At 43.2% G+C, this 1,047-nt stretch carries 1 protein-coding gene; it reads left to right on the forward strand.

The window, feature by feature from the left end; all coding sequences use genetic code 11:
* Positions 1-92 precede the first annotated feature (92 nt).
* The gene (locus A3729_RS23685; RefSeq protein ID WP_068515443.1) at positions 93-836 is read left to right on the forward strand and encodes an SDR family NAD(P)-dependent oxidoreductase; all 744 of its coding nucleotides are present in this window, start codon (positions 93-95) and stop codon (positions 834-836) included.
* The last annotated feature ends 211 nt before the right edge of the window (positions 837-1,047 follow it).

Below are 1,047 nucleotides of genomic sequence, written 5' to 3' on the forward strand. Positions count from 1 at the left end.
TTTGATTTCAAACCTGAATCAAGCTGATGCACCCTTCCAATAAGCCATTACTCCCTGCACTCAGTTTTCAATAACCATTGAGGTCACACAAAATGAACCAATCCAAGGCTGCAGCAATTATCATCGGCGCTAACGGGGGTATTGGGAGCGCAATCCTTAAACGTATGCAATCAGATAGAAGCATCACGACTATTTTTGCGCTGTCTAGGAACGAGCCCCAGAGAAATGAAAGTCAAAAAACAAAAACCGAATGGCTACAAACCGACGCCAAGCTTAGTTCGATTCAGGCTTGCTGCAAACAAATAGCGGACAGTCATATACCTATTCGATATATCGTGATCGCCAGCGGTTTACTACATAGTAAAGAACTCAACATAAAGCCTGAGAAACGTATCGAAGATATCAACTATGAAAGTCTGCATAGCGTTTTTGAGACCAACACGTTCATGCCGATTGTCTGGTTAAAAGAGCTGACCGGGTTACTGAATAAAAATTCAGCGACCACGATTGCTGTATTATCAGCAAGAGTGGGTAGCATTAAAGATAATCGGCTCGGCGGCTGGTATAGCTATCGAGCCTCTAAAGCAGCACTAAACATGCTTCTCAAGAATGCTTCTATTGAATACAGTCGTCGCTTTCCAAAAGCAAAAGTCATTTCATTCCACCCTGGAACCACAGACACCGAACTTTCAAAGCCATACCAAGCGGGCGTTCCAGAAGAAAAACTATTCAAGACCGACTTTGTCGCAGATCGGCTGCATCAACTCTTAGTTGAGTCAAAAGCAGATGGAAAGTTAAGTTTTAAAGATTGGAACAATATGGATATTGAGTGGTAGTAGGCCAGCTCTTGGCTTACTCAGAAACCTAAACCGAACCAAGCTACTAAGGTAACAATTGTTTTACTCAGCCTTTTCTACACGAGCCGTGTCGATTTCTAACTCATGAGTCAATGGCTATCATTGTTCTCCACGGGCGTCCATCACACACTGTATAGTTTGAGCATGTTTTTAGGCAGCCCCTGCAAGGTAATCTTAGGGTAGTGCTTTG

This window comes from Oleiphilus sp. HI0043 (assembly GCF_001634935.1).

What these genes read in the sequence shown, in the direction of transcription:
- A3729_RS23685 (WP_068515443.1), top strand. Translation starts at nt 93, where the DNA reads ATGAACCAATCCAAGGCTGCAGCAATTATCATCGGCGCTAACGGGGGT.